A 24,293-nucleotide genomic window follows, 5' to 3' on the forward strand; every position below is an offset into this window, starting at 1 on the left:
CGCAAAATCGCGCGGCGTCAACCCCTGAGCAGGAATCGTGCAAATTTCGCAGCTGAGTTCTTGCCACACTCGCGCGCGGCCGGTTTTCTGAGGCTCGTGTCTTCCTTGAAGCACATCTTCAACGAGCTGCATTACGAGCTGACCCGCAAAATTTCCGAAGGCGGCATGGGCGTCGTCTACGAAGCCGTGCAGCGCGGTGCCGGCCAGTTCCGCAAGGTCGTCGCGATCAAACTCATTCGCGAGGAATACTCCGCCATCGAGGAATTCCAGAAGAACTTCATCGGCGAAGCCCGCCTCGTGGCCGACCTCATCCACACCAACATCGTCCAGACCTACCACCTCGGCCAGATCGGCGGGCAGTATTTCATGACGATGGAATACGTGAACGGCGTGAACCTCGAGCAGTTCCTCGAGCGTCACGCCGAGCTGAAGCGCCCCGTGCCGGTCGATCTCGCCGCGTTCATCATTTCCCGCGTCTGCCGCGGCCTCAGCTACGCCCACGCCAAACGCGGCGCCGACGGCCGCCTGCTCGGCATCGTCCACCGCGACGTGAACCCGAAGAACATCATGATCGCCCACGAAGGCGACGTGAAGCTCACGGACTTCGGCATAGCGAAGGCCCTCGACCTGATGTATAACGAGGAAGGCAAGGTCATCCCGGGCAAGGACGAGTATCTCTCCCCCGAAGGCGCCAGCTACGCCGTGACCGACGCGCGCTCCGACCTCTTCTCGCTCGGCATCGTTCTATCGGAACTACTGCTCGGCAAAAACCTCTTCCGCGCCGCCAACCGCATCGAGTCGCGCCGCAACATCCTCCAACTTTCCGTGCCGCGCTTCGGCACGCTGCGCCCCGAAATCGATCCGCGCCTCGACGCCATCCTCCAGCGAGCCCTCCACCGCGAGCGCAACCAGCGCTATCAAAACGCCGCCGAGATGATGACCGATCTCGAGCTCTACCTCTACAGCGACCGCTACGGCCCCACGAACGAGAAACTCTCGGTCTACCTGCGCGAACTTTACTCCCCGACCGCTTCGTCCCACGCCCCCCAGCTGTCCTCCCCGCCCCTACCCCCGCCCCCGATTGAGCGCCTTCGGTAATCTTTTGCGCCTATGAGTGGTCCGGGTTTCTCACAAAGCTTCCAGCAGCGGCAGACGCAGCAACTCGTGCTTGCGCCGCAAATGCGGCAGTCGCTGAAGATTCTCCAAGTCGCCGCGCTCGACCTGCGCGCCACGATCCAGGAAGAACTCCAAGCCAACCCCACGCTCGAGGAACTCCCCACCGAGGGCGTCAGCCTCGAACGCGACACGCGCAACTCCGACTCCGATGCCTCCGCCGACGGCGGCGCCACCGAGGCGATGGATTTTTCGAAAGACAAGGACCTCGAGATCCTCGGCAAACTCAACGACGACTGGCGCGATCACCTCAGCGACACCGGCGGCGTCCGCCAGATGTCGCCCGAGGAAGACGAGCGCCGCCAGCACTTCCTCGAATCGCTCACCTCCGAAACCTCGCTCTCCGAGCACCTCATCCAGCAAGCCGAGCTCGCCGACGCGCCCTTCGAGGTGAAGACCGCGATGAAGTTCCTCGTCGGCTCGCTCGACGACCGCGGCTTCCTCACCTCGTCGCTCTCGGACATCGCCATGATGTCCGGCCTGCCGCTCGACGTCGTGCAGCAGGCCTCGAAGCTTCTCCGCACCTTCGATCCGCCCGGCATCGGCGCCGCCGACCTCGGCGACAGCCTCCTCATCCAGCTCGCGCACAAAGGCCGCGAGAAATCCGTCGCCGCCCGCATCATCCGCGATCACTTCGAGCTCCTCGTCCGTCGCCGCATCCCCGACCTTGCGCGCAAGATGGGCCTGCCGCCCGAGACGATCCAGGAAGCCATCGAGGAAATCGGCACGCTCGACCCGTCGCCCGGCCGGCGCTTCGCCGACGACTCGAACCGCGTCGTCGTCCCCGACGTCACCGTCGAGAAGGAAGGCACCGAGTGGAAAATCCAGCTCAACGCCGACTACATTCCGCGCCTCCGCCTCTCGAACACCTACAAGGATCTCATCGCGAAAGGCACGCTCAACAAACAGGAGCGCGACTACCTCCGCGAGAAGCTCCGCTCGGGCAAATTCATCATCAACGCCATCGAGCAACGCCAGCGCACGATCGAGCGCATCACGCGCGAGATCATCAAGCACCAGACGGAATTCTTCGAGGAAGGCGTCTCGAAACTGAAGCCGCTCACGATGACGCAGATCGCGGACATCATCGGCGTGCACGAGACAACCGTCAGCCGCGCCGTCGCGAACAAATACATGAAGACCCCGCACGGCGTCTTCGACATGAAGTTCTTCTTCACCTCCGGCTACCAATCCGACGCCGGTGAAGCCGTCGCCAACACGAGCGTGAAGGAAATGATCGCCGACATCGTCGCCGGCGAAGACCCCGGCGCCCCGCTCAGCGACCAGGACATCGTCGGCGTGCTCGTCGGCAAAGGCCTCAAGATCGCCCGCCGCACCGTCGCCAAATACCGCGAAGAACTCGGCCTCCTCCCGAGCAACCTGCGGCGCCGCTACGACTAAACTGGAGGCGCTAACATGCCAGAGCATCACAGCGATCTGCCCGACAAGGCCTGGGTAAGATTCGGTTGGTGCTTTCTGATCGGCGCCATAGTCGGCTTTCTTGTCGGCATGCTCAACAGCACCGATACCCGACTCATTTCGGCGATAAGAGAGGGCCTATATTTTGTGCTACCGGTCGCGTGCCTCTGCGGAGCAATTGGCGCCTGGGGCAAACGCTGCATGTCCTTTGTCTTGGATTTCATACTGTCAGTGTGACTGAGCCCGCTGCCCCTCAAGCTCGAGACACTCATTTTCCCTGCTGTCATTGCGAGGAACGCAGCGACGAAGCAATCCAGCGATCTTGGATCGCCACGCCCGACAGCGTCGGGCGTGCGATGATAAACAGAAGCCTAAGGGACGGGATGTCTTCTCTGTGCTCTCTGCGACCTCTGTGTTCAATTCACTCTGCTACCGGCTCACTTTAAACACAGAGGTCACAGAGAACGCAGAGAAGAAAAACGCCGATCAACGCAAGTCTCGTCCGTCACCGCCGATCACTCACGCACTCAACCCCAACGCATCATGCAGCGCCTTGCGGATGTGTTGCGCGGAACACGGCTTCAGCAGCACGGCGCTGAGCTGCGCCAGCGTCACGCCGCGCGCGAGCAATTCCGGGTTCATGTAGCCCGTCATCAAAATCCGCTTCGCATTCGGCTGCACCGTCATCGCCTGCACAAGGAAATCCAACCCTTGCATCGCGCCCGGCATCATGTGGTCGCAAACGAGCGCATCGAACGGCCGCGACGCGAGCAGCATCCGCGCTTCCTCCACGTTGGCCGCGCCCTCGACCTCGAATTGATCCTCGAGCATCCGCGCCATCACCATTCGCAGCTCGAGCTCGTCGTCGAGCAGCAACACCACCGGCTTCCTGGTGGCGGCTTCGGACATCAGGACGCGGCGACCGCCTGATCGTGCAGCTTGGCGGCCTCCTGGACGGTTTTCACCAGCTCCGGCAGCGACACCGGCTTGAGCAAGTAGCGATAGAGCGCCGCCTCGTTCACGCTGCGCAGCAGCATCTCCGGCTTCATGTAGCCGGTGACGAGGATGCGCTGCGTGTTCGGATACTCCTCGCGCACATGCACGAGAAAACTCAGGCCGTTGCCGCCGGGCATCAGGTGGTCGCACACGATCACCTTGTATTGCTTCTTGTGCAGCATGAAGCCCGCCTCGCGCGCCGACCCGGCGAGATCGCACTCGAAATACGGCGCCAACGCCTCCGCGTAGAGTGCGATCAGCGGCCGCTCGTCGTCCACGAGCAGAACCGCACCTTTCTTCGCCGCGTTGAACGGAGCGTTGGTCGGGGCTGTCATCGGCTCCCAGAGTTGTTGCCGCGTAATTTCTTGGCAAACCCAAACACGGCTCCGCCGCTCGGGAATTGGGTTGCCTGCCCTTCCCGCGCCGTGTTTCGCTCCGCCAGCTCGCATGGCCCAAACCGACTTCTTCGCCACCGCCCGCGAAGGCACGTTCCCCCTCGTGCCAGCCGATCAGTTGACGCCGGAAAATCTCACCGCGCGCAACGCCTCCGGCAACACGCCGCTGCATCTCGCCGCCAAATACGGCTCGCTCGATCAACTCCCGCTCAGCGTCCTGACTACTGCGACGCTCACGCTGAAAAACGACGCCGGCTACACGCCGCTCCACCTCGCCGCGCGCGCCGGCCGCCTCACCCAAATCCCCGCCGCGCTCCTCACTCGGGAATTCCTCCTGCTGCGCTCGAACAGCGGCTTCACTCCGCTCCACCTCGCGGCCTCCGCCGGCACGCTCGACCAGATTCCCGCCGGCCTGCTCGATCTCGAGACCGTGCTGCTGAAGACCGATCACGGCAACACACTCCTCCACGAAGCCGCCGAAGCCGGCACGCTCGACCGCTTCCCGCACCAGTTCATCACGCGCGACACCCTCACCGCGCCGAACATCTCCGGCGAGACCGTCCTCCACGTCGCCGTCTTCAACGGCCACCTCCAGCAAATTCCTGCCGAATTTCTCACCGCGGAAAACCTCCTCACCAAGACGGCCAACCACGACACCGTCCTGCACGCCGCCGCCATCTCCGGTCACCTCGACCAGATTCCTGCCGCGCTCTTCACGCACGACAATCTCCTCCTCGCCACCAAGGCCGGCTACACCGTCATCCACGCCGCCGCCGAATCCGGTTACCTGAACCAGATCCCGCCCCACGCGCTCAGCATCGACCTGCTCATCTCGCGCAACGATTTCGGCGACACCCCGCTGCACGCCGCCGCCGTCGAAGGCCACCTCAACCAGATCCCGCGCGAGTTTTTCAACCGCACCACGATGCTCATCCGCAACTACAACGGCGGCACGCCCATCGGCGCCGCCATCCGCCACGGCCACGCGGACCAGTTGCCCGACGATTTCCGTCCCAAGGAGCCCAACGCCTTCCAGCGTTTCCTCTACAAGATCGGCTTGGCGCGCCCGCCGCACACTTGACAGACGCCAGCATTGCAGCGCCGCGCCTGGCCTGCTGCACTTTGCCGGTTTGTCCGTTCAACTCTTCCGAGCCTATCGCTTAAAGCTTACTGCTTACCGCTGTTTCTGATGAATACCACCATCACCGCCATCACCGCCCGCGAGATCATCGACTCCCGCGGCAATCCCACTGTCGAGGTCGACGTTCGCCTCGCCTCCGGCCAACTCGGCCGCGCCGCCGTGCCCTCGGGCGCCTCCACCGGCGAACACGAGGCCATCGAGCTCCGCGACGGTGACAAGAAGCGCTACGGCGGCAAAGGCACGCTCAAGGCCGTCGCCAACGTGAAGGCCAAGATCGCCCCCGCCCTCCTCGGCATGGACGCCACCGACCAGGTCGGCGTCGACAAGGCGATGCTCAAGCTCGACGGCACCTCGACCAAGTCGAAGCTCGGCGCTAACGCCATCCTCGGCGTCTCCATGGCCACCGCCAAAGCCGCTGCCGGCGCGCTGAACCAGCCGCTCTACAAATACCTCGGCGGCCCGAACGCGAAGGTCCTCCCCGTTCCGATGATGAACATCATGAACGGTGGCGCGCACTCCGACGCCCCGATCGATTTCCAGGAATTCATGATCATGCCCACCGGCGCGAAGTCCTTCTCCGAAGGCCTCCGCATGGGCTGCGAAGTTTTCCACTCGTTGAAAAAGGTGCTCAAGGAAAAGGGCCTCGCCACCGCCGTCGGTGACGAAGGCGGCTTCGCTCCGAAGCTCGAGTCCGCCGAGGCGGCCCTCGACGCCATCGCCCTCGCGGTGAAGAACGCCGGCTACAAGCTCGGCAAGGACATCAACCTCGCCCTCGACGTCGCCTCCTCCGAGTTCTACCTCAAGGACAAGAAGTCCTATATCTTCAAGAAGTCCTCCGGCCAGATCCTCACCGGCGACGAGATGGTCGAGTTCTACAAGAAACTCACCTCGAAGTATCCCATCATCTCCATCGAAGACGGCTGCGCCGAAGGCGACTGGACCACCTGGAAGAAGCTCACCGACGCCATCGGCGACCGCGTGCAGCTCGTCGGCGACGACCTGTTCGTCACCAACACCGAGTTCCTCAAGAAGGGCATCGAGACCGGCACCGCTAACTCGATCCTCGTCAAAGTGAACCAGATCGGCTCGCTCACCGAGACCTTCGACGCCGTCGAGATGGCCAAGGAAGCCAACTACACCGCCGTCATCTCGCACCGCTCGGGCGAGACCGAGGACGTCACCATCGCCGACATCGCCGTCGCGACCAACGCCGGCCAGATCAAGACTGGCTCCCTCTGCCGCACCGACCGCGTCGCGAAATACAACCAGCTCCTCCGCATCGAGGAAGAGCTCGGCAAGTCCGCGATCTACGGCGGCAAGCTCTGAGACGTTTCGGAGTCCTCTCGTCTTCTCGACCGGGCACTCACAGTGCCCGGTCATTCATTTCCGCCTTAAAAAAGCAGTCCACCCGTCGATGACACGGGGATACGCTCCCGCTTCGCCAATGTCCCACTCCATGTTCAACCTGCGCCAATCCACGATCCTTCGAATCGCAATCTTCACCTTCGCTCTCGGGTTCACCGTCGCCGCTCAGGCACAGACCCCCAGCGTCCAATCCCTTCCGCCCGCCTTGCGCGCCGCGGTGTTGAGCGGTAACGCCAACGCCGTCCAGGCCGCGATCAGCACCCTCAGCGGCGGCAACCCGCAGCAAGCCGGCGCACTCGCCGCCTCAGTGATCAGCGCCGCCGAAAGCCTCGTCGCCACGAATCCCCAAACGGCGATCAATGTGGCCAGCGCCGCCGTGCAGTCGGTGCGAGCGACCACAGTGCAGCAGTCTTCTCCGCAGCAGACCCAAACCGTTCTCACCACCGCGGCCCGAATCTTCGTCAACCCGGCCGTGCAACAGGTCGCGCCCGCGCTGGCCGCCAGCGTCGCCACCTCGACCCTCCAAGCCGCCCAGACGACCGCCAACTCCGCTCTCGTCGCCTCCGTCGCCACCGCCGCAGTGACGACCGCCGAGAAGGTCTTGACCACCAATCCGGCCGCCGCCGTTCAACTCGCCGCCACCGCCGTTGCCGCGGTGTCTTCCTCGAGCGTGTCCTCGTCGAGCCCGACGCAAGCCCTCCAAGTCGCTGAAACTGCTGCCCGCATCGCGGTGCAGCCCGTCGCGCAAAATGCGGGGCCGGCTGTTGTGGCTCAAATCGCTACCGGCGTTGCGAACCTTGTCACCACTCCGACCGTCTACCAAGCCTCGCCGCAAGCCGCCGTCAGTGTGCTCGCCAACGCCTACGCCGCCGCCAAGTCCCCGACCGTCACGGCAGCCGTGCCCGGTGCCGCGACCAGCGTCAGCCAAACCATCACCGCGGCGAGCCAAAACACGGCGCTTGGCCAAGCCAATGCCTCCAACGCCTCCCAGCTCAACGCCATTCTCAATCCGAACCAACCGACGACCACGACGACTATCAACGACGCTCCCGCTCCCGTCGAAACGCCGGTGAACCAAGGTTCGTCCAGCCCGAACTAAACTCGACTTCAGCCTCGATTAATTCGCGCCCGCCGTTTCCGGCGGGCTTTTTGTTGTCGGCGAGCGAAAAGCCACCGACATCGTCGCGCGCTGCGGTCGTCCCGGACGCCTTGCTTTTGTCGCCCGACGCCGCAAAGGTGTCCGCGCGCCCCGTAACACTCAACCGCACGATCCCTTGCCCACCACACGCATCCTTTCCCTCGGCGCCGCGGTCCTGGCCTTCGCCACGATCACCTTTGCCGCTGAATCGAAGCCGGACGCCTCCGCGGAAAAATCCGCCGAGAAAGCCCCCGCCTCGCCCGCCGCAAAACCGGCCGAGCCCGCCGACCCCAAAGCCGCCGGTCTCAAAGTCGAAGGCGAGACCGTGAAGATGCCCGTCTTCACCGTCAGCGCCGAGCGCCTGCGTGAGATCGACGTCACCATCAAGCGCCTCGAAAAACAGATTTCCCGCGAGAAAAAACAGCTCGAGAAGAGCAACCTCGACGAGTCGCTGAACGGCGAGAAAGTCGCGAAAGCCGCCGCGATCTTCGGTGGCAAATCCACCGCGCAACGCGCCTCCGTCGCCGCCGTCCGCATCGACTCGATGGAGAAGGAACTCCAGATTCTCGAAACCCTCCGCACCCCGCTCACCAAGGACGACCGCGCCATGCTCGAACGTCTCGTGGAGGACCAGCGCACCTACCGTCGCAATCTCGACGACGCGCTGCGTTGAACGAATTCCGGCCGCGGCTTCCCTAGGCCGCCACCGGCGCACACACCAAGCAACCAAGGGAAGGCCGGACTTCGCGAGAAGCCCGGCCTTTTCTTTTCCCACCTTTCGCCCGCCGCATCGGAATCGCGGCAAATTCTCCGCCGCCTCACCAGCCACACACAACCATCGCCCTCGCGCCAGCGTCGCATCCCGATCGCCACGCGAAACGCGCGGCCCGTCCTGACGATCCCACCGCGTTCAAGATCGCGCAGGACACGAATTCACGCTGCGAAGAAATCTCGGCGCTTGCAGGTGCCCGCCGATGCGTCACCCAATTTGCCCGCGCCGTCGCCGGTCGCTCCGATGTCCGCCCCCAGGAATCCAATTCACCGCTGGCACCGCCGTTGGGAGGAACTCTCCTACGGCCAGCAACGCCGCTTGCAGACCCTCGCGATCTTGGCGCTGCTCGCGCTTTGCGCTCCTGTCCTCTACGTCGCCGCGCGTCCGCACGTGAACCACTGGCGCCATCGCCAGGCCCTCGCGCAGGCCGAGCGCTTCGAGCAGCAGCAGGATTATCGCAGCGCCGTGCTCGCACTGCATCGCGCCACGCAGATCGCTCCGGACGATGTGGAAACCTGGCGCCGCGTCGCGCGCACGCTCGACGCTCTCGGCGCGAGCGACGCCCTCGTCGCCCACGAGAACATCGTCGCCCTCGCGCCCGACGACGCACAGGCGCGCGCCGCCCTCGCCGCCGCCGCACTCCGCTTCGGCTCCGCCGAGACGACGCGCCGCGCACTCGAGGAGCTCGCGCGCGATCCCGCCCAGCGCGAGTCCTACCTGCGCCTTTCCGCCGAACTCGCCCGCGAACTCGACGACCTGCCCGCTTACGAAGCCCACCTGATCGAACTCTCGCGCCTCCAGCCGGACGACGCGGACATCCGGTTCAACTTGGCCGCCCTCCAAGTTGTGAAACCATCCCCCGCGGACCAGTCGGCGGGCCGCGACGCCCTGCTTGCGCTGCTCGAAAATTCGCGCGTGCGCGTGCGCGCCGCGCTCGAGCTTCTGCGCGTCGCCGCGCGCCGGCGCGATCCCGCTTTCGCGGGCACCGTGGTGAATGCGATCAACGCGCGCGCCGGCTCCAACCTCGCCGCCCCTGCGGTCGACCCGTGGCCCGCCCTGCTCGCCACACTCCAACGCGCCGCCCTCGCCGGTGGCGAAGCGGACATTTCCCGCGTGGCACAATGGATGGCTTCCGTTCGCCGCACGGACGAGGCGTTGGCCTGGCTCGCTCAGTTGCCCGGCGAATTGCTCGCCGCTCCCGCCGTGCGCGAAATCGCCGCCGATCTCGCAGCGCGCGCAAACGACGCGTCCCGCGCGCGCGGACTGCTCGTCGCCGGAGCGTGGGGCCCGTGGCCGGCTGAGAGCATCGATGCCGCCCTCGCGGCGCACGCCGAGCAACTCGCCGAGCATCCCGGCGCGGCGCGCACGCGCTGGCAGGAGGCCGTCCGCTACGCCGAACAATCGCCCGTCGCTCTCCGCAACCTCGCGCGCCTCGCCCGGCTTTGGCAGGATGACGAGAGCGTCGAGATCGCCGCCAAAGCCGCCCTCGCACGCCAGCCCCGCTCGCCGTGGGCCAACCGCGAGCTGCGCGACATCTATTTCACGCGCGGCGATACCGCGAAATTGTTGGCCCACTACCACACCTGGCTTGCCGTCGAACCCGACCGCCCGGCTGTCCTCTTCGGTTGCGTGCGCGCCGCCGTCGCCCTCGGCCGAGTCGACACCGCGCTCGAACAGCGCGTCGCTGCGCCGGCCAATGCTGCCCCGGCCACACCACTCGTCCAACTCGCTCATGCGCTCATCCTCGCGCGCACGCAGCCGGAGACCGCACAGCGCATCATCGCCGCTCTTCCCCCCGCCGCTCGCGACCTTCCGGAGGCTATCCTCGTCCGAGCCTTGGCCGGAGGCGACACCACCGCCGTCCAGATAATGACACAGAAGCCGCAGGAGCTTTTTCCCGAAGAGCGGTCTTTGCTTAAGTTACTTGGTAAACAGGTCGATAAATAGCACGGAGCTTCCTTTTCGCTCAACGCGTGCACACAACGACCACTTGCCAGATTGACAGGGGTTTCACCCTATTTTTATTTGGGGCCGAAATGCATCTCCTGCGTCGCGTCGCCCTCGTCTGCGCCGTGGTCCTCTCCACCGGACTCGCGACGCGACTGCACGCCCAAACGGTGAGCGAACAGGCACTGGCCGCCTACGATTACTACACGCGGAACTACAATGTCGTCACCTTCGGCAACCTGTCGCTCAACGGCACGCACACCGACGGCGGCATCGCGGTCGGCGGCAATCTCACGGTGAGCAACGGCTCCATCATCGCGATGCAGGACTCGCCCTCGATCGGCTCCGATCCGTCGCTCTACGTGAACGGCCAGATCATCCTCGCCGGCAACGCCCAGTTCAACCGCGGCTACGCCGCCACGCCGAACCTCTCCAATTCCCTCACCTGGACCTACGACCCGCAGAACAACCAAAACCAGCGCGCGCTGACCAACGGCACCTACACGCTCAGTTACAACACCTCCGACGCCCAGGCCTACGTCGACCCGCGCACGCTCTCCGCCCCCGCCGGCTGGAATTGGTCCACCGCCCAGAGCGCGCTCATCGACGCCTCCGCCACTCTCGCCGCCGCGACCGTGAACGGCACCGCCACCATCGCCGGCCAGACGCTCACCTTCACCAGCAACAGCTCCGGCGTGGTCGTCTTCAACATCGATGCCAGCAAGATCGTCAACGGCATCTACGACATCAACAACGACGGCTTCTACGACCAGAACAACGAGCGCCTCAGCAACATCCAGGCGAACCTCAACGCCGATCAGTATTTCGTCGTCAACGTCACCAACGCCACCAGCGCCGACGGCAGCAAAATCCTCTTCGACGGCGTGAACAATTTCAACAGCGGCACCAACAACGACCATCTGCTCTGGAACATCATCCCCGACGGCAACAGCGGCACCGCCGACATCCTCAACCTCGGCACGAACTTCTACGGCAGCATCCTCGCCCCGCTCGTCGATGTGCAGAGCAACAACCGTTACCTCAACGGCCAATTCGTCGGCAACAGCCTCACCCAAACCAGCGCCGAGATCCACTACGCCGGCGGCTACTCCGCGCCCGTGAGCTTCTCGCCTGTCCCCGAGCCGAGCGCCTACGCCGTCCTCATCGCCGTCCTCGGCGGAGTCGGTTTCGTCTGGCACCGCCGCCGCTCGCACCGCACCGACGCTTCGTGAGCGACCACGAACGCGGCCGCAGAGCCCGCATGTAGGTTGCGCGCGCGCGTGCAACTCCCCTGTCCCACAGAAGCTCGCGCATCGCCGCCCGATCATTCCGGATTGTCATCGCGAGGCCCGCGTAGTGGGCCGTGGCGATCCAGCCGAACTCGAAAAAACGCGACGCCGCGCCGCGACCACTCTCCCCGCCCGCGTGCGCCCGTTACCGCGACATCGGCGCCTTCTCCACGCCGAGATGCTTGCAGTGCCACTTCAGCGCGTCCTGCACATGCCGATCCCAGTAGTCGTAATCGTGCGCGCCCTTGTGCTCGCGGTATTCGTGCGGGACCCCAGCCGCGGTGAGCTGCCGGTGGAAATCGCGATTATCCTCGAGGAGAAAATCCTCCGTGCCGCAATCGAGCAACAGGTGCGGTAGGTTGCCTGCCTTTTGCGCCCGTTGCGCGAGCCGCAGGATGTCGTGCTCCGTGTCGTTCGGCTTCGTCCCGAAAATGCGCCGCAACTCCGCGAGAAATTCGCGCGACTTGTCCCGATGCCGCCCCGCCTGCTCCGCCTCGTGGCTGAAGTCCGCATTCGACCGCCCGAGCGCGCCCGAGTGGCTGTTCACCGAACAGAATTTTTCCGCGAAACCCAGCCCGAGCCGCAACGCACCGTAGCCGCCCATCGACAGTCCGCCGATCGCCCGCGCCGCCCGCTCGGGCCGCGTCTGAAAATTGCCGTCGACGAAGTTCACCAGCTCCACGCCGAAATGCCGCGCGTAGGCCGGACCATGATCGTTGTCGGTGTAGAAACCGCGGTAGCCGTCCGGTATCACCACGATCAGCGGCAATTCGCGCACATACCACTCGATCCGCGTCTGCCGAATCCACGTCGTCGAATCGCCGCCGATGCCGTGCAGCAGATAGAGCACGGGAAACGGCCCGCGACCGACACGCGGCAGCAACACCTGCATCTCCGTCTGCTTGTCGAGCACATCGCTGCGCCAGTGAACTTGGGCCCAAGGCATAGGCCGCAAACTCAATCCAGCCGCTCGCCGCGCGCAAGCGCCCGCTGCGACACGCAAACCCCTTCCGGAAATCGCCTGCCCGCGCCGGGTAGTTCGCGCCGCGAAATGTCGGCCGCGAGCGCGCCCACACTCTTCGCGTCAGCTCGTAGGCAGCGAGCTTGCTCGCGCCCGCTCGGGCGAGACGCACCCAAGGTCGCCAGCACGCACCAACCAACGCCATCACTCCACGCGCAAAATATACCCGCGCAGGTATTCGCTCTCCGGCATCGTCGCCAGCACCGGATGGTCCGGCGGCTGGTGACACCATTCGAGCACATGCACGCGACGCTTCGCGTCGTTCGCCGCCTGCGCCAGCACCTGCCGCAACTCCGTGTCATGCATGTGGTGCGAGCACGTGTAGGTGGCGAGCACGCCGCCGGGCGTCAGCGCCTTCATGGCGCGCAAATTGAGTTCCTTGTAGCCGCGCAGCGCATTCTCGAGCGCGCTCTTCGATTTCGCGAACGGCGGGGGATCGAGCACGATCAGGTCCCACGCCGGCGCCGCCTCGCGCTGCGCCGTGAACCAGTCGAAAACATTCGCGCCGACGAACTCCGCGGTCACGCCGTTGCGCTCCGCGTTTTTCTTCGCCTGACCGATCGCATCAAACGCACTGTCGAGCCCGAGCACGCGCGCCGCGCCGGCACGCGCCGCGTGCAGCGCGAACGAGCCTTGGTTGCAGAACGCATCGAGCACGCGCTTGCCCGCGGCGTATTTCGCCACCGCCGAATGCTGCAACCGCTGATCGAGGTAGAATCCCGTTTTCTGTCCGCTCTGCAGATCGAGCCAATAATCGAAACCGTCGATCGTCGCCCAGCGCGGCTCCCACGCCGCGCCGCTGCGTGTGTGCGTCTCCATCGCCAGACCTTCGAGGCGGCGCAGGTTCGAGTCGTTGCGGAAAATGATCTCCTTCGCGCCGGTCAACTCCGCCAACAGGTCGCCGATCAACGCCGCGCGCTTGTCCATCGCGAGCGTCTGGATCTGCAGCACGATCGCCTCGCCGAACTGGTCGGCCACGACACCGGGCAGGCCGTCCGACTCCGACCAGACCAAGCGCATGTAGGGGCGCAGCAAGTCTGCGCCCCTACGGCGGATCGCCGCCGTCAGCGCCTCGCGCAGATACGCCTCGTCCAACCCCACGCGCTCGCGGCTGAGCCGCCGCCAGACGATCTGCGATTTCGAATTATAGATGCCCGTGCCGAGCAACCGTCCCGCGCGATCGCGGCACTCGACGACCTCGCCGTCGTGTTCCGCCGGCAACAGCGCCTCGACTTCGTTCGCGAACACCCACGGATGTCCCTCGAGCACGCGCCCCTTGGCGTTCGGTTTCAGTTTGAGCGAGTTGAGCACAGCCCGGCATCGTTGCCGGTTCCCTCGCCCGCGGAAGCACAAAATGCTACCGCAGCGCCCGCCGGCTCAGATGCCAGGCGCGCGCGATCTCCGCGAGCACCTCGCGCAGATCGGCCCACAGCTTTTGCTTGATGGGGTCCATGTCCCGAAATCGGCTCGGCGAGCGCCTCCCTTGAGCCGGCCGTTTGTAACCCCAAAAAAGGCTTCCCTCGCCCCACGCCGCCCCGTTTCCTGACCGACTCCTCTTTTCTATCCGTCCTCAGACTTCAGTCCTCCGTCCTCCGCAATGTCGCCCGCCCAAGAAATCGCCCGCCGCCGCACCTTCGCGATCATCTCGCACCCCGACGCGGGCAAGACGACGCTGACCGAGAAATTCCTCCTCTACGGCAACGCCATCCACCTCGCCGGCGCTGTGAAGGACCGCAAGAACCAGCGCGCCACCGCCTCCGACTGGATGGAACTCGAGAAGCAGCGCGGCATCTCGATCAGCTCGACCGTCCTCCAGTTCGATTTCGCCGGCTGCGCCGTCAACCTCCTCGACACGCCCGGCCACAAGGACTTCTCCGAAGACACCTACCGCGTCCTCACCGCCGTGGACGCCGCGCTCATGGTCATCGACGCCGCCAAGGGCGTGGAAACGCAGACGCGCAAGCTCTTCGAAGTCTGCCGCCGCCGCGGCGTGCCGATCTTCACCTTCATGAACAAGTGCGACCGGCCGACGCGCAACCCGCTCGAGCTGCTCGACGAACTCGAGAGCGTCCTCGGTCTCCAATCGTCGCCCGTCATCTGGCCGCTCGGCAACGGCCCGTCGTTCAAAGGCGTGTTCGACCGCCGCACGCGGCAGGTGCACCTCTTCGAGCGCGTGCCCGGCGGCGCGTTCCAGGCGCCGGTCAACGTCACCTCGCTCAACGACCCCGCCGTCCGCGCCAAGCTCGACGACGACACCTACGCCGCCGTCACCGAACAGCTCGAGATGCTCGACGGTGCCGGCCACCCCTTCGACCTCGCCGCCGTCCAGGCCGGCCAGCAGACGCCCGTCTACTTCGGCAGCGCCGTGAACAATTTCGGCATCGAACTCCTCCTGAACGGATTCCTCAAAGACTCCGTCCCGCCCGCGCCGCGTCGCGCGATGACCGTGAGCGGCGTCGGACTCGAAGAGATCGCCAAAGCCGCGTCCGAACCGAAAACGGAAGAGAACTCGCGCGTCATCCCCGTCGATTATCCGAAGTTCTCCGGCTTCATCTTCAAGATTCAGGCGAACATGGACCCGAAGCACCGCGACCGCATCGCGTTCCTGCGCGTGTGCACCGGGAAGTTCGAGCGCGACATGGTCGTCACGCACCAGCGCACCGGCAAACAAGTCCGCCTCTCCTCCTCGCACAAGCTCTTCGGCCAGGAGCGCGAGACCGTCGACGAAGCTTGGCCGGGCGACGTCATCGGCATCGTCGGCCACGACGCCTTCGGCATCGGTGACACGCTGACCGAGGACCGCACGATTCTCTTCAACGAAATCCCGCGCTTCCCGCCCGAGGTCTTCACCTACATCTCGAACCCGACCGCCGGCGACGCTAAGAAATACCGCGCCGGCCTCGAGCAACTTCTCCAGGAAGGCGTCGTCCAATCCTTCACCGCGAAAAACGCGCCCCCCGGCGCCACGCTCCTCGCCGCCGTCGGCCCGCTGCAATTCGAAGTCGTGCAATGGCGCCTCCAGAGCGAATACAACGCCGAGTCGCGCCTCTCGCCGACGCCGTGGACCGTCCTCAAATGGGTCGTGATCCCCGAAACGATGCGCGGCCCGAAAGGCTTCGACAGCTCGCGCATCGTCGTCGCCACCGGCGTCAGCTTCGGCGCCGACAAATTCGAGAATCCCGTCGTCCTTTTCCCGAACGACTGGACCGCGCGCTACTTCGTCGAGAAAAACCCCGAGTTGAAGTTGCTCGATTTGCCGCCCGAACAGGGCGCGTAGACTCCACCGAGTGTCGGTCGGCACCGCTCGCCCTTGAGCGGAAGTTAAAAAAAATTAGCGCGACCTAAAGCCGCGTGAATCGCGGACGATCATTTTCCCGTCGCTAAGTTGCACGAGTGACTCCGCGCGGCACGGATGCCGCATCCACGCTCACCCTCGGATCAAGGAAGTCCATGTCAGTCGTGATCAACACGAACTATGCTGCAACGCTGGCCGCGAACAATCTCTCGGCCGCATCCACCTCGTTGCAGCGCAGCCTCAATCGCCTTTCCAGCGGTTCGAAGATCGTCAATCCGCAGGACGACGCCGCCGGCCTCGCCGTGTCCATGAAACTGGCCGCCACCGCCCGGCGCCAGAACGCCGCCTCCGCCAACATCGGCAACGCCGTCTCCTTCCTCCAGACGCAGGACGGCGCCCTCCAAGTCGCCGGCAAAGTCCTCAGCCGCATCAGCGAACTCAAGACGCTCTACACCGACCCCACCAAAAACAGCGACGACCTCGCGAACTATCAGTCGGAGTTCAGCGAACTGCAGACGCAACTCACCTCGCTGGGCAACGAGACCTTCAACGGGGTGGACCTCTTCGGATCGACCGGACTCACCGTGGGAGTGACCGCCGATGGCAGCAGCGGCTCCACCGTGAGCTTCGGCGCCGCCGCCCTCATGGGCACCGCCGCAACTCCGACCTTTTCGGACAATTTCGCCGACCTGAGCAACTGGCCCACCCAAATAGGATCGCCCTCGGTCGCCGCTAATGTGCTGTCGCTCGGCAACAGTGCAGGCATCGGCTCGTCGCAGAGCTTCAGCGGCGCCCTCGAAGTCTCCTTCACCGTCCAACTCAGTGGAGCCGGGTCGCAGGTTCAGCTCGGTTATCTCGGCGGCGGCGTGGCGAGCGATCTGAGCTACGGCGCCCTCATCAACGACACTTCTGCGCACTCGGTCCGCATCGTGTTCGACGGTTCCGGCAGCGCCTCCACTTATCTCGACGGCTCAGGCTCGGTCGCGCAAACCATGTCCGGCCTGACCGACAATACCGGCCTCGTCCTGCAAAACACCTCCGGCGGCACCGGCAAGGTCAGCAATTTCGCCGTCACGACCGGCGCCAGCACGGCGAGCGAGACCTCCACCGTGGCGACCGCGACCGATCTCGGCACGCTCGACCTCGCGGACGTCACCGACGCGATCCAGCAGGTCGCCACGCTCCGCGCCACCAACGGTTCGGAGCAGTCGCGCTTCCAATTCGCCGACGAGGTCCTGCGCGTCAATAAAGCCAACATCGAGGCCGCCAACAGCCGCCTCAGCGACGTCGACGTCGCCGAGGAATCCACAACGCTCGCCCGCTACAATATTCTGGTGCAGTCCGGCACGGCCATGCTGTCGCAAGCCAACCAGTCCGCGCAGATGGCGCTGAAGTTGCTCGGCTAAGCGCGGTATCCGGGTTGCCGGGCGAATCGAACATTGAAGCAGGCGTCTTCACGCGCAATTTTCGGCGCGGGCCGTTCCGCACGTTCACCATGCGCCTCCCTCGCCTCCTTGTCACCGGTCTGAGCGCCCTCGCCCTCGCCGGCCTCAGCCACGCGACCGACTTCATCTGGCCCGGTCACGGCACGATTCATTTCGATGTGCCCGACTCGTGGAGGATGGTCGGCAAACAAGCCGAGGAAATCGGTTACGCCTTCAATGCGAAGCCGAAATCCGGCGCCGCGGCCAAGCTCCAGATTACGCTCGCGGCCAAGCGAGGCATGAAGCCCACGGATGCCGCCGAATTGCCGCAGCTCCTCCAACGCGTCGCGCAGAGCTATCTCTCCGGATCGGTGGAGAAAAAATTCACCCCTGTGCCGCTGCCGCTGACCCAAGGCGTCGGCTACTACGTCCACCTCACGGATCGCTCGCTCGTGGGCAAACCGCCCCAGCCCGGCAACTTCAAGGCGATGCGCAACGCCGTCGCCGCCCTCGATCCGCGCGCGCTCGTCGTCATCACGCTCCAATTCGACGACCCCGACGGCAGCGAACTCAGCGACATGATGGCGATGGTGCGCAGCATGCGTTTCGATCGCGACGAGTCCGTGCGCGCGGCCGAGCCTGTCGCACGCACCGGTCCATTCGAATTTACGGTGCCGCAAAGCAAACTTCTGCTGCGGATCTCGGATGCGCAGATGATCGAAGACAGCGCCGACTCCAAACCCAACTACTTCAAACTCTCCGACCGCACCGTTTCCCGCATCGCCAGCGGTTGGTTCGAGCCAGCGGAACGTTACGACGGCCTGAAAGAATTCTGGCACGGCGAATCTGCCGCGCTCACAAAAAACGGCTTCAAGCCCCAAGGCGTGGAGTTCGCCCAGCTCGCCGGCTGGGAAGTCATCTTCTACCACCAGACGCTCTCACCCGGCACCCGCATGTGCCACCTTCGCGCCGAGCTGACCCGCGCCGGCACGTGGATCGATCTCCACCTTTCCGCCACCGGCTCGGAGCCCATCTCCGCCCTGCGCCAGCGCCTCACTTCGCTCCTTTCCTCCGTGGAGATCGCCGAAAAATAAAAGCCCTCTCCCTCGCCCTCCTCTCCGTCAACCCGACGCCGAGCGCCACCGTCGGCCCGCTGCAATTCAAAGCCGTCCAGTGGCGCCTCCAGAGCGAATACAGCGCCGAGTCGCGCCGCGCGCCGACACCATGCGCAGCCGCGACGCACCGCGGTGCCGCGGCATCTCGCCACGATTGCACCGCCACCGGACGAGCCAGGCGACTTGCGATCGACCGTTCGCGCCGCTCCATGCGACGAGGCGCACAGAGCGATGATTGCTCCGTCGCGCCGCCTGGATGATTTGCGGGGTGCTCGAATCCCCCTCGCGCGCCGCGCGAGTTGAACCCCCAACTCCTCATGAAGAATACCCTCACCGCCTCACGCGCGCTCCTCGCCGCTGCATTGGCTGCCCCTGTGTTCGCGCAAACGAGCGTGCCCACCGTCCCCCCGACCGAAGAGACATTCGTGCTCTCGCCGTTCGAGGTTTCCACACGGGCGCCCGGCCGCTACCAGGCCGACGAGTCCGCCTCCGGCGGCCGTATTCGCACCAGCGTCATGGACACGCCCGCCACCGTCGCCGTGCTCCCGCGCGACTTCATCGAAGACGTCGGCGCGCTCCGCGTGCTCGACGCCGCCAAATACGTCGCCGGCGTTTCCGAAGCCACCATCCCCAACGCGCTCGATCGTGTGAACATCCGCGGCTTCCAATCCGACGGCCGCCGCGTCGACGGCTTTTCATGGACCGACCAGGCCAACTACGACACCGCTGGCATCGAGCGCATGGAAGTCATCAAAGGCCCCGACGCGCTCCTCCAACCGACCGGCGTCCCCGGCGGCACGATCAACCTCGTCACGAAGCGCCCGCAATTCCACCACGCCGACTCGATCACCGTGCAGGCCGGACAATACGATGCGAACCGGGTCGAACTCGATTCCACCGGGCCGCTCGGCCAGGCCCAGAATTTCGCCTATCGCTTGGTGACGGCCTATCATGACAGCGACGGCTACGTCGCGCGCACATCCCGGAAATCGTTTTTCCTCGCGCCGTCCCTCACCTGGCGCATCGCCAGAAATGCGCAGCTCACCCTCCGCTACGAATACTACAACTTCAAGTCGTCCAACCTCGAGGGCATCCCCGTCGATCCCTCCATCGGCACCAACACCGGCTTCAAGGTCCTGCCCGGCCTTCCGCTCGATTTCTCTCCCGCCTTGTCGGACGACTACTCCTACCGGCACATCGAATCCCACACCGGCACGATGCTGTTCACCTCGACCATCACCGACAATCTCTCCGTCCGCGTCGCCGCTCGTGTTTCCGAAGACAACACGCCTGACACCGGCTACGTCTGGGGACCGAACACGCAAGGCGGCAGTCGCAACCCGCTCACCGGTCTGTGGGAAGGCGGCCTGATCTACGCCACCACCGCGCCTTACGCCACCACCGCAGCGCCCGCCCTCAGCACCACCTACAACCACACCGGCACCAGCTCCGACCAGCATCTCCGCTATCGCGATTTCCAAAACGACTGGGTCTACCTCGCCAAAGCCAGCTGGGTCGACAGCACCACGATGGCCGGCTTCGCCTACGGCTTCGAGCACCAGAATCAGGACTCCCGCAACTGGACGGCCCAGCCCTTCAGCATCACGAACTTCGTCGTCAATACCACCGCACCCACGCCCGCCGCATCCCTCAGCAGCGCGCGCCGCCGCGAACTCGAACGCACCCAGTTCTATCTGACCGAGAAGGCCGAGTTTCTCCAAAAGCGGATCATCGCCTCCGCCGGCGTCGCGAATCTTTCCTACAGCGGCTATTTCGGCTCCAAAGTCTCGACCGCCGCCCAAACGGGCATCGCGGGTCGCATGTATCCGGGCTCCGGCAACGAAACCACGTTCAACTACGGCGTCGTCGCCAAACCGCTCCCGAACATCTCCCTCTATTTCGGCCATTCGGAGAGCGCCGTTCCCACCACCAACTTCCAATCCGTCGCCGATCGCCTCGCGCTCGACGGCCGCGACATCAGCTTCTCCGTCGGCAAGCAGGACGAATTCGGCGTCAAAGCCCAGTTCCTCGAAAACCGCCTCACCTTCTCGGTCGCCCACTACAAGATCAACCAGACGAACTACTCCATCGCCAATCCCGCCAACCTCACCAGCCCACCGCCCACCACTCTCCTCCCGGCTCTGCTCGTCGACCGCATCGCCAAGGGCTGGGAATACCAGATCTTCGCCAGCCTCACGAAAAATCTGTCGTTCGTCGCCAACTACAACGACAGCACCAATCGCGACCCCAACGGCGTCCCCTTCCGCGGCGCCGCCGAGAAATCCGCCTCCGCCTTCATCCACTACCGTTTCAAGGGCGGCACGCTCGACGGCCTCGCCGCCGGCCTCGGCGCCAACTACCTCGGCAAACGCGCCGGCGACCAAGCCTCCGGACTCACTTCCGCCTCCACCGACACCGTCATCATTCCCAACCAGCCCTCCTTCTACCTGCCCGCGCGCACTCTGACCGACGCCAACCTCAGTTACACCCGCGGCAAGGTCACCTACCGCCTCGCGGTGAACAACCTCTTCGACAAGGTAGACTACGCCGCCAGCCAGACCCGCTTCCTCGTCTACATCGGCAATCCGCGCAGCGTCACCGGCTCTGTGACCTGGAAATTCTAGGCTCGGCGGTGAACCCGGGGGCCACGCCTCCACTCACCGCTTTACTCTACCACGCCCTTGCGGGACCGTCGTCGTGCAACCGGCGACGGTCCCTTTGACCTTCCGCTCCCTTTCTCTCGCGCCCCCAGGTCCACGCTCACACCCGGCTGACGGAAGCGCCCCACCGCTCGATGTCGCACGCGCCCATTCCCCTCCGCTCCACTCCCCGCGCCGCGTGGGGCCTCCTCGCGCTGCTCGGCCTCATCTTCGCGCTCTTCGCCGGCGACCGCGCCATCCTCGGCATCCTCAAGACCACGCTCGCCACCGAGCTCGGCCTCTCGAACTCCGGTTACTCGCTCCTCGTGACCGCGTTCATGGTGCCCTACACGGCGATGTATTTCTTCGTCGGCGGCGCTATCGACCGCTTCGGCGCCGGCCGCCTGCTGCTCCTCTGCACGCTCGGCATGTCCGCCGCCACCGTGCTCGCCGGCACCGCCCACGGCCTCGGGCAACTCTTCGCGTCCCGCCTCCTGCTCGGTCTTGCCGAGGCCGGCGTCGTGCCCGCCATCACACTCGCCATCTTCACTTGGTTCCCCTCCGCCCGCCGCGCCGTCGCCTACTCGCTGGCCAACACCGTTCAGCAGACCGCCTACATTCTCAGCCCGCCGTTCGTCGCCTTCGTCGCCCTCACGCTCGGCTGGCGCTGGTCGTTCCTCATCCCCGGTCTCGCCGGTTTCACCATCGCGCTCGCCTGGTGGCTCGGTCAACGCGCCGCCGGCACACCGCCGCCGCCCGAAGCCGAAGCCGGTCCCACGACCGCGGACCATCTCGGTCTCCTCGGACGGTTGCGGCAACTCTGGGCCCTGCCCGCCGTGCGCATCCTCATCCTCGCCCGCATCATCTCGGACCCGTTCTGGTTCTTTTTCCAATACTGGCAGACCCCCTTTCTTCAGGAACGTGTCGGCCTCAGCCTCGCCCGCGTCGGCCAGCTTACTTGGATTCCGCCCCTGATCTACATGGGCGCGGCCCTGTTGCTCAGCACATTCTCCGACCGGCTCGTCGCCCGCGGCTGGCCCGCGCCGCGCGCGCGTCTGATGCTTATTCTCGCGGCCACTGCCCTCGCCCCGGCGGCCTTCGCCCTGCCGCTCGTCCGCGGTGAGTTCCCCGCCCTCGCCCTCGTCACCGCCGTCTGGGTCATGTGCGCCACGTGGCTCAACATGAGTTCCGTCTTCATGGGTGCGCTCGTGCCGCGCCACTCGCTTGCCTCCGCCATCGCCATCATGAGCGCACTGGGCGGCTGCACCTCGATCGCCTTCAACGCCGTCGTCGGCACGATCATCGACCGCTTCGGCTACGACGTGCCTTTCTACTTCGGTGCCTGCCTCCACCCGCTCGCCGCCGGCCTGCTTGCCTGGCATTTCCGGCGCGCCGCACGGGCGCGCCCCGTCACCGCCTGACCCGTTTCTCCACATGTTCGCGCGTCTTCTCCTGCCCACCCTGCTTTCAGTTTCGATCGCGTTCGCCAGCACGGAAAACGCCACGCTCCCCTCCGAGTCGCCGCCTTCCCCCGCGGCAACCGCCCGCACTTGGTCGCCGCGCGACTTCGGCGCCGTCGCCGACGGCCAGACGCTCGACACCGCGGCGATCCAAGGCGCCATCGACGCCGCCCACGCCGCCGGTGGCGGCCTCGTCACGCTCGGCGCCGGCACCTATCTCTCCGGCTCGCTCCGTCTTCTCTCCGGCGTCACGCTCCACCTCGACGCCGGCGCCACCCTGCTCGGCAGCCCGCACATCGCTGACTACCGCCGCGGCAACTGGCCCGCGCTCATCCTCGCCCGCGATCAGGACAACGTCGCCATCACCGGCACCGGCGTCATCGACGGCCAGGGCACCGCCGTCGCCGCCGATACCATTCGCCTCTACGAATCCGGCGACCACCTCGCGTTCTTCCCCGGCCTCAAGGAGGGCGAGCGCGTCTTCACCGGCATCGGCACCGACCAGCAACCTTGGATCGACCCGCACGCGATGCAACGCGCCGGCACGCTCGCCGCCCGCGTCGCCCCGCGCAGCCGCGAGGATGTCGCCACCTGGCGCGTCGACGAGTTCGTCCGCCCGCAACTCCTCGAATTCTGGCAATGTCGCGGCGTGCGCGTCTCCGGCATCACGCTCCGACACGCCGCCAACTGGGTCCAAACTTATCGCGAATGCGACGACGTCACCATCCGCGGCGTCCGCGTCGAAAGCGTCACTTACTGGAACAACGACGGCCTCGATCTCGTGAACTCCCGCCGCGTCCTCATCGAGGACTGCGACATCGACGCCGCCGACGACGGCATCTGCCTTAAGTCCGACCCGTCGCCCACCGGCCAGCTCTGCGAGGACATCACCGTCCGCCGTTGCCGCATCCGCAGCAGCGCCAGCGCGTTCAAGCTCGGCACCGCGTCCCACCACGGTTTCCGGCGGATTCGCGTCGAGGATCTCGCGATCCACGACACTTATCGCTCCGCCGTCGCGCTCGAGACGGTCGACGGCGGTGTGCTCGAAGACATCTGCATTTCCCGCATCCAGGCGCGCCACACCGGCAACGCTCTGTTTCTCCGCATCGGCCAACGCAACACTGCCAAAGCTCCTGGCACTCTCCGCCACGTCGTGATCGAAGACCTCGACGTCGACGTCCCTGCTACGAAACCCGACGCCGGCTACCCGCACGAAGGCCCGCCGCTCAAACTCCCGGTCAACGTCATCCCCTCGTCCATCGCCGGCCTGCCCGATCGCCCGGTGGAAGACGTCGTCCTCCGCAACATTGTCATCCGCTACGCCGGCGGCGGCGATCCGACCCGCGCCGCGGTCCCGCTCGACGCCCTCGGCACCGTGCCGGAAAAACGCGAGAACTACCCCGAGTTCTCCGTGTTCGGCGAACTACCCGCCTGGGGCCTCTACGTCCGTCACGCCCGCGGCGTCCGCCTGGAAAACGTCCGCCTCATCCAAACCGCGGCCGATTATCGCCCCGCCCTCGTCGCCGACCGCTCAGCCGACCTCACGTTCGTCGGCGGCAGTATCACCGCCGTTTCCCACGAGCCGCCCGCCATCGTGCTCGCCGGCGCCACCGCAACCGGCCTCGACTCGCTCGCACTCCCCGCCGCAGCACGCGAAAAAATCCGCACGCTGCCCGCACCTGCAGCCGGCCCGACGCCATGAGC

Annotated in this window: 19 protein-coding genes and 1 pseudogene; 16 read left to right on the forward strand and 4 right to left on the reverse strand. The window is 65.5% G+C overall.

All coding sequences use genetic code 11. From position 1 onward, the window contains the following. Positions 1 to 96 precede the first annotated feature (96 nt). From KF715_03560 to KF715_03570, 3 genes are read left to right on the forward strand one after another with little or no spacing between them, the layout of a single operon-like run. Positions 97 to 1,098 carry a serine/threonine protein kinase gene (locus tag KF715_03560; GenBank protein MBX3735744.1) on the forward strand — a complete coding sequence of 334 codons (1,002 nt, stop codon included), beginning with the start codon at positions 97 to 99 and terminating at the stop codon, positions 1,096 to 1,098. 12 nt (positions 1,099 to 1,110) lie between these two features. Beyond that, positions 1,111 to 2,574, forward strand: coding sequence for an RNA polymerase factor sigma-54 (gene rpoN / locus KF715_03565; protein MBX3735745.1), 1,464 nt, complete (start codon positions 1,111 to 1,113; stop codon positions 2,572 to 2,574). 15 nt (positions 2,575 to 2,589) lie between these two features. After that, positions 2,590 to 2,829, forward strand: coding sequence for a hypothetical protein (locus tag KF715_03570; GenBank protein MBX3735746.1), 240 nt, complete (start codon positions 2,590 to 2,592; stop codon positions 2,827 to 2,829). 282 nt (positions 2,830 to 3,111) lie between these two features. Here KF715_03570 and KF715_03575 read toward each other — a convergent pair whose 3' ends face one another. Next, positions 3,112 to 3,501 (reverse strand): response regulator, encoded by a 390-nt coding sequence (locus tag KF715_03575; protein MBX3735747.1) that lies wholly within the window; start codon positions 3,499 to 3,501, stop codon positions 3,112 to 3,114. Further along, positions 3,501 to 3,923: a response regulator gene (locus KF715_03580; GenBank protein MBX3735748.1), complete on the reverse strand. Its 423-nt coding sequence runs from the start codon at positions 3,921 to 3,923 to the stop codon at positions 3,501 to 3,503. The genes KF715_03575 and KF715_03580 overlap by 1 nt, the downstream gene beginning before the upstream one ends. A 112-nt stretch (positions 3,924 to 4,035) precedes the next feature. On the opposite strand from KF715_03580, the gene KF715_03585 reads away from it, so the two are divergent. The 6 genes from KF715_03585 (at position 4,036) to KF715_03610 (ending at position 11,578) form a co-directional block, all read left to right on the forward strand. Continuing rightward, entirely contained in the window at positions 4,036 to 5,064 is a 1,029-nt protein-coding gene (locus KF715_03585) for an ankyrin repeat domain-containing protein (GenBank protein MBX3735749.1), read from the forward strand. 108 nt (positions 5,065 to 5,172) lie between these two features. Then, on the forward strand, positions 5,173 to 6,450 hold the full coding sequence (eno, locus tag KF715_03590; protein ID MBX3735750.1) for a phosphopyruvate hydratase: 1,278 nt from the start codon (positions 5,173 to 5,175) through the stop codon (positions 6,448 to 6,450). Between the two features lie 118 nt (positions 6,451 to 6,568). Beyond that, the gene (locus KF715_03595; protein ID MBX3735751.1) at positions 6,569 to 7,588 is read left to right on the forward strand and encodes a hypothetical protein; all 1,020 of its coding nucleotides are present in this window, start codon (positions 6,569 to 6,571) and stop codon (positions 7,586 to 7,588) included. Between the two features lie 175 nt (positions 7,589 to 7,763). Next, positions 7,764 to 8,300, forward strand: a complete 537-nt coding sequence (locus tag KF715_03600; GenBank protein ID MBX3735752.1) for a hypothetical protein — start codon at positions 7,764 to 7,766, stop codon at positions 8,298 to 8,300. A 342-nt stretch (positions 8,301 to 8,642) separates the two neighbouring features. Continuing rightward, positions 8,643 to 10,346 (forward strand): hypothetical protein, encoded by a 1,704-nt coding sequence (locus tag KF715_03605; protein ID MBX3735753.1) that lies wholly within the window; start codon positions 8,643 to 8,645, stop codon positions 10,344 to 10,346. Positions 10,347 to 10,435: 89 nt separating this feature from the next. After that, on the forward strand, positions 10,436 to 11,578 hold the full coding sequence (locus KF715_03610; protein MBX3735754.1) for a choice-of-anchor A family protein: 1,143 nt from the start codon (positions 10,436 to 10,438) through the stop codon (positions 11,576 to 11,578). A 202-nt stretch (positions 11,579 to 11,780) separates the two neighbouring features. On the opposite strand, the gene KF715_03615 is transcribed toward KF715_03610, so the two are convergent. Together KF715_03615 and KF715_03620 are read right to left on the reverse strand one after the other, a co-directional pair. Beyond that, positions 11,781 to 12,581 carry an esterase family protein gene (locus tag KF715_03615; protein MBX3735755.1) on the reverse strand — a complete coding sequence of 267 codons (801 nt, stop codon included), beginning with the start codon at positions 12,579 to 12,581 and terminating at the stop codon, positions 11,781 to 11,783. Positions 12,582 to 12,800: 219 nt separating this feature from the next. Continuing rightward, a complete protein-coding gene (locus tag KF715_03620; GenBank protein MBX3735756.1) occupies positions 12,801 to 13,967 on the reverse strand; it encodes a class I SAM-dependent rRNA methyltransferase in 1,167 nt (388 codons plus the stop codon). Between the two features lie 286 nt (positions 13,968 to 14,253). On the opposite strand from KF715_03620, the gene KF715_03625 reads away from it, so the two are divergent. The 7 genes and pseudogenes from KF715_03625 to KF715_03655 all read left to right on the forward strand — a co-directional run bounded on the left by KF715_03625 (position 14,254) and on the right by KF715_03655 (position 24,291). Beyond that, positions 14,254 to 15,933: a peptide chain release factor 3 gene (locus KF715_03625; GenBank protein MBX3735757.1), complete on the forward strand. Its 1,680-nt coding sequence runs from the start codon at positions 14,254 to 14,256 to the stop codon at positions 15,931 to 15,933. A 173-nt stretch (positions 15,934 to 16,106) separates the two neighbouring features. After that, positions 16,107 to 16,556 (forward strand): annotated as a pseudogene (locus KF715_03630) (flagellin). Between the two features lie 39 nt (positions 16,557 to 16,595). After that, entirely contained in the window at positions 16,596 to 17,357 is a 762-nt protein-coding gene (locus tag KF715_03635) for a flagellin (GenBank protein MBX3735758.1), read from the forward strand. A gap of 89 nt (positions 17,358 to 17,446) precedes the next feature. After that, positions 17,447 to 18,469 (forward strand): hypothetical protein, encoded by a 1,023-nt coding sequence (locus tag KF715_03640; protein ID MBX3735759.1) that lies wholly within the window; start codon positions 17,447 to 17,449, stop codon positions 18,467 to 18,469. Positions 18,470 to 18,807: 338 nt separating this feature from the next. Next, positions 18,808 to 21,114, forward strand: a complete 2,307-nt coding sequence (locus tag KF715_03645) for a TonB-dependent receptor plug domain-containing protein (protein MBX3735760.1) — start codon at positions 18,808 to 18,810, stop codon at positions 21,112 to 21,114. 170 nt (positions 21,115 to 21,284) lie between these two features. Further along, complete coding sequence (locus tag KF715_03650) at positions 21,285 to 22,550, forward strand: MFS transporter (protein MBX3735761.1); 1,266 nt, start codon at positions 21,285 to 21,287, stop codon at positions 22,548 to 22,550. A gap of 13 nt (positions 22,551 to 22,563) precedes the next feature. Then, complete coding sequence (locus KF715_03655; GenBank protein ID MBX3735762.1) at positions 22,564 to 24,291, forward strand: glycoside hydrolase family 28 protein; 1,728 nt, start codon at positions 22,564 to 22,566, stop codon at positions 24,289 to 24,291. The last annotated feature ends 2 nt before the right edge of the window (positions 24,292 to 24,293 follow it).

This window comes from Candidatus Didemnitutus sp. (assembly GCA_019634575.1).
Lineage (GTDB): Bacteria > Verrucomicrobiota > Verrucomicrobiia > Opitutales > Opitutaceae > Didemnitutus.